A 4,602-nucleotide genomic window follows, 5' to 3' on the forward strand; every position below is an offset into this window, starting at 1 on the left:
CCCGCGGCGAGCCCGCCCGCCGCCTCGCCGCCCTCGGCCTCACGCTGCCGCGGGTGCCGGAGCCGCGGGGCGCCTTCCTGCCGTTCTCGCGCATCGGCCCGACCCTGTGGCTCGCCGGGCAGATCTGCGAATGGGAGGGCGAGGTGCGCTTCACCGGCCCGGTGACCGACATCGCGACGGGTCAGGAGGCGGCGCGAATCTGCGCGCTGAACCTCCTGGCCTCCTTGAGCCTCGCCCTCGACGGCGACCTCGACCGGGTGGTGCGCTGTCACCGCCTCGGCGGCTTCGTGCAGGTGGAGCAGGGCTGGCCCGACGTGCCGAAGGCCGTCAACGGCGCGTCCGACCTGATGGCGGACCTCTTCGGCGAGGCGGGGCGTCATGCCCGCACGGCGATCGGCGTCGCGAGCCTGCCGGCCAATGCCAGCGTCGAGGTCGACGGGATCTTCGAGGTGCGGTGAGCGCTACTGCACGTCGCCGGCGGCGCGGCCGGTATGGTAGCCGGCCGCCTGCTCGACCAGGGTCAGGATGTCGAGGGCGCGCCAGGGCTTCGGGATGAAGGTGGCCGACATGCGCAGGTCGCTCGGCTGGTCGCCGGCATCGCCGGAGGTGAGCAGCACGTGGACCCGCGGCCAGGTGACGCCGATGATCCGCGCCAGCTCGAACCCGCCGATCTGGCCCGGTGTCCGCACGTCGGAGAAGACGACGTTCACCTCGTCGCCTCGCTCGCGCAGGATGGCGAGGGCCTTCTCGGCGGTCTCGGCCTCGATGACCCGGAAGCCCGTTTCCTCCAGCAGCGTGGCCGCGAGGAAACGCTCCTCCGGTTCGTCCTCGACGACCAGGATCACGGGCTGGGTCTTCGCGGCGGCGCTGGACTCGGTCATGAGCAGGGAACGAGCTTACGGCTCACTGGTTGCATAGCTCCCGGAGCCCTGTGTTCATCCTTCCCGAGGTGTTGCGGCAATGCAAGGCTTGCCGCGACGCCGGGACGAAATCAGGCGACGCCGTGGTTCCGGAACCACGCCAGCATCCGGCCCCAGCCCTCCTCCGCCGGGCCCTTGCGGTAGCTCGGCCGGTAATCGGCGTGAAAGCCGTGCGGCGCATCCGGGAAGATCACGATCTCGACCTCCTTGCCGGCGGCCTTCGCGGCGTCCCGCGCCTTCTCGACGTCGGCGACCGGGATGCCTGTATCCGATGCCCCGTAGAGGCCGAGGATCGGCGCGCGGATGTCCGGAATCACGTCGGCGGCGGTCTTCGGCTGGATGCCGGTGCGGGTGCCGCCGAAATTGCCGTACCAGGCGACTCCCGCCTTCAGATTGGCGCTGTGGGCGGCGTAGAGCCACACGGTGCGCCCGCCGCGGCACCAGCCGGTGATGCCGAGCTTGCCCGGATCGCCCTTGGCCTCCGCCGCCGCCCAGGCGGCGGTGGCGTCGAGGTCGCCCATCACCTGCGCGTCCGGCGTCTTCGAGACCACCTCGCGGACGATCTCCTGCACGTCGGTCATCGTCGAGACGTCGCCCTGGCGGGCGAAGAGCTCGGGCGCCACGGCGGTGTAGCCGGCCTTGGCGAGCCGCCGGCAGATGTCCTTGATGTAGTCGTGGACCCCGAAGATCTCCTCGACCACGAGGACGATCGGGAACGGCCCGGCCCCCTGCGGCATCGCCCGGTAGGCCGGCATCGGCCCGTCGCCGACCGGGATCCGCACCTCGCCGGCGACGATGCCGGCCTCGTCGGTGCGGATGACTTGCGCCTCGACCCGGGTGGTGGCGAGCGTCAGCCCGGTCATCAGGCTCGTCATCACGAAACCGCGCCGGGAGAAGGGCGGGACCACCAGGCCGTCGAGCTGTTCGAGGTCGTTCGTCCGCGCGTCGTCGCTCGTCGCCATCCCGTCTTCCTCCCGTGACCGGTCGCGCATTCGCGACGGGGCGCGATCATGCGGGCCGAGGGCGCGAGGGCAAGCGCGAACACGCGCCGTCCACGGTCACGATCCAGTCAGGCATGAGGAATGCGGACGAGGGAACGCGGACGAGAGAAAGGGCCGCCCGCTCGCGCGGGCGGCCCTTCGATCGACCCCGGTCCGACGCTCACGCCACCGCGGCCTTGCGGGACTTGGCGTTGCTGCGGGCCGGCCAGCCCAAAGCCACGAGGCGGGCCTTGGCGTGCTCGCGCACCTCGTCGCGCAGGCCCGGCGGCATCGCAGCGAGCGCGGCTTGGGTCTCGGGGGCGAGCATCAGGTCGGTCACCGCGTTGATCGACTGCGCCTGGTCGATGCGGGCGGTCAGGTCGGCCTCGGACGCCGTGGCCTCGGCGCGGGGCGCCTCGTCCCGCGGCGCGTCGGCATCGCTCGCGGCCTCGGCCTCGCGGTCGGATTCCTCGGGACCTTGCGGCTCCCGCAAAGGCTCGGGCCGGCGCGACTGGTTCGCCGCGACCAGGTCGGGCCGGCTCGCCTTGAACTCGTCGGCCTCGTCCTCGGAATAGAGCAGGCCGTGCAGGCCGGCGAGCTTGAGGATCACCCGGTCCTTCGCCCGCTTCTCCGCCATGGCGAAGACGTAGGCCGCCTGCTTGCCCGAGACGCGGTAGTTCACGCCGATCAGCGCCTCGCCGATCGACCATTCGGTCCGGTCGCCGTTCGGGCCCGGCATGTGCCCGGTCACCAGGATCACCGCCTCGTCCCGCTCCGCCCGCACGATCACCGGCGCGTCGAATCGGATGCGGGCCTGCACGGCGATCCGCTCCAGGGCCTTGTGGTAGATCACGGCGGTGCCCTGCACGCGCCAGACGTTGCCGGCCAGCGGCTCGCCGTAGGTGGCGAGGATGTCCGCGATCTGCTTGTCCGTGGTTGCGCTCATCTCGATCGATCTCACCTGCTGACAGCGGGCTCCGGACGGGCGGGGGAATCGGCCGGTTCCACATTTGTTCTCTAGCATGGCACATGGTGACGTGCGAGCGTTTTCGCACGGGCGGTGCGAGATAAAGCGTCCCTCCTCGATGATATTTCGTCGCGCGCTCGCCCCGCCCGATGCCCGGTCCGAGACGATCGGTAGGCCGGAATGGCCACGCCGTCACGGCGACGATTGCGGCGGCGTTGCCCGCAGCGCGCATGTTCGCTAAATGTTCCTAAAGCGCACCGCGCATAGAACTGTGGCATGTCGACGGATCGGCGTCGGCCGCTGGCCCAGGAGCCTCGCATGAGCACCCCCGCCCTCCTCGATCCCTCGACCCTGCTCGAACGCCCGGGCCAACGCCGCAGCGCGGTGCGGAGCGCCGCCCCCCGGCGCGGCACCGCCCTCCTGCCCGCGGTGCCGCGCCCGGCCCTGGTGGCGGATTTCCTCGCCATCGCGGCGCTCGACGCGGCGGTGGAGCGGCTGCGCGCCGCTCCCGCCCCGGTCCGCCTGACGCTCGGCGACGCGGTGGTCGAGCACGCCGCCGATTTCGAGCAGACGCGCACCGACGAGCCGGGTCTCCTCGTCGACGTGGTGGCGGAGGGCGATCTCGGGCACCATCCCTTCCGCACCGCCTACGTGGCGGGCGAGCCGGTGGTCGCCGAGGATGGCCGCCGCTTCGTGATCGAGAGCGCCGCGACCCTGCGCTCCGAGCCGCGCATCTCGACCGTGCGGCTGATCATGGCCTGCCGCCGGACCTACGTCTCGGCCGGCGACCGGGTGCGGATCCTCCACCACCTCGACGAATGCGGCACCGGCCGCCTCGTCGAATGCGCCGCCATGGCGATCAACGCCCAGGACGGCGTCGCGGCGGTGCTGGCCCTCGCCGTCGAGGGGCTGGTGGCGGTGGATATCAGCCGCCCGATCCTGCCGGAGACGCCGGTGCGGCGGCGGGTGCTGCCGTATCCGGATCCGTTCGGGTTCTGAGATTCAGGACGGTTGCCGGGCCGTGCGGGGGCTCACCCGCCCCGCTTCGCCACCGCCGCCTCGACCAGCGAGCGGATCGCCGCCCGCACCGGCTCCGGGGTCTCATCGCGAAGGAACTTCGCCTCGATCTCCTCGCGGATCAGGGCGCCGTCGTCGCTTCGCGCGAGGTCGGTGGCGGTCTCCGCCTGCAGCAGGGACACGAAGGCGCTCTCGATCCGGCCGATCGCCTCCGGCGAGGCGTCGGCCGCGACCTGCCGGCCGGTGAGATCGAACACGTCCGCGGCGTGCGGCAGGCGCTCCTCGGCGAGCGAGAGGTCGCCCGACAGCACGAAGGCGGCCGGCACGTGAGCGATCAGGTCGACCGAGCCACGGGTGATGTTGCCGGGGTTGAACCACAGCGTGTCGCCGATCCGCACGGGGGCGTGGCGCTTGTGGACGTGGCCGTTCAAGGCCAGCGCGCAGCCGCGGATCGCCTCCGGCGGCACCGCGCCGGGATAGCCTGCCCCGAAGGCGAGATCGTGATGGGTGAGCCAGATCGTGTGGTCGGCCCCCGGGAAGAGCCCGCGCGCGTCGGACGGGATCGCCTGCCCGAAGGGCGTGGCGCCGAGGCCGATCAGGCGCTCCTGCACGGCGTAATGCGCCGCCGGGCCGGATTCCGGCACGGCGTCGAGGACGTCGCTCACCGCCAGCATCGCCAGGCTGTCGCCGTCGGAGAGGCGGGGGGGGGGGGGGGGGG

General features: G+C 72.2%; 6 protein-coding genes. 2 read left to right on the forward strand and 4 right to left on the reverse strand.

The window, feature by feature from the left end:
- Positions 1-458 (forward strand): RidA family protein (locus VQ03_RS29005; RefSeq protein ID WP_048454397.1); only part of this gene is annotated, 458 nt, incomplete at its 5' end.
- Between the two features lie 3 nt (positions 459-461).
- On the opposite strand, the gene VQ03_RS29010 is transcribed toward VQ03_RS29005, so the two are convergent.
- The 3 genes from VQ03_RS29010 to VQ03_RS29020 all read right to left on the reverse strand — a co-directional run bounded on the left by VQ03_RS29010 (position 462) and on the right by VQ03_RS29020 (position 2,846).
- Positions 462-881: a response regulator gene (locus VQ03_RS29010; protein WP_048454398.1), complete on the reverse strand. Its 420-nt coding sequence runs from the start codon at positions 879-881 to the stop codon at positions 462-464.
- Positions 882-991: 110 nt separating this feature from the next.
- Positions 992-1,882: a dienelactone hydrolase family protein gene (locus VQ03_RS29015; RefSeq protein ID WP_048454399.1), complete on the reverse strand. Its 891-nt coding sequence runs from the start codon at positions 1,880-1,882 to the stop codon at positions 992-994.
- A 199-nt stretch (positions 1,883-2,081) separates the two neighbouring features.
- Positions 2,082-2,846 carry a hypothetical protein gene (locus VQ03_RS29020; protein ID WP_048454400.1) on the reverse strand — a complete coding sequence of 255 codons (765 nt, stop codon included), beginning with the start codon at positions 2,844-2,846 and terminating at the stop codon, positions 2,082-2,084.
- A 339-nt stretch (positions 2,847-3,185) separates the two neighbouring features.
- Between VQ03_RS29020 and VQ03_RS29025 the strand changes: the two genes are divergently transcribed.
- Positions 3,186-3,866 (forward strand): hypothetical protein, encoded by a 681-nt coding sequence (locus tag VQ03_RS29025; RefSeq protein ID WP_048454401.1) that lies wholly within the window; start codon positions 3,186-3,188, stop codon positions 3,864-3,866.
- A 32-nt stretch (positions 3,867-3,898) separates the two neighbouring features.
- Here VQ03_RS29025 and VQ03_RS29030 read toward each other — a convergent pair.
- On the reverse strand, positions 3,899-4,602 hold a 704-nt coding region (locus VQ03_RS29030; protein WP_048454402.1), incomplete at its 5' end, for a hypothetical protein.

This window comes from Methylobacterium tarhaniae (assembly GCF_001043955.1).
In the GTDB taxonomy this organism is placed as follows: Bacteria; Pseudomonadota; Alphaproteobacteria; order Rhizobiales; family Beijerinckiaceae; genus Methylobacterium; species Methylobacterium tarhaniae.

Excerpts from the sequence above, each read along its gene's own strand:
- VQ03_RS29010 (WP_048454398.1), bottom strand. The coding sequence starts at position 881 with ATGACCGAGTCCAGCGCCGCCGCGAAGACCCAGCCCGTGATCCTGGTC.
- VQ03_RS29015 (WP_048454399.1), bottom strand. The coding sequence starts at position 1,882 with ATGGCGACGAGCGACGACGCGCGGACGAACGACCTCGAACAGCTCGAC.
- VQ03_RS29020 (WP_048454400.1), bottom strand. The coding sequence starts at position 2,846 with ATGAGCGCAACCACGGACAAGCAGATCGCGGACATCCTCGCCACCTAC.
- VQ03_RS29025 (WP_048454401.1), top strand. The coding sequence starts at position 3,186 with ATGAGCACCCCCGCCCTCCTCGATCCCTCGACCCTGCTCGAACGCCCG.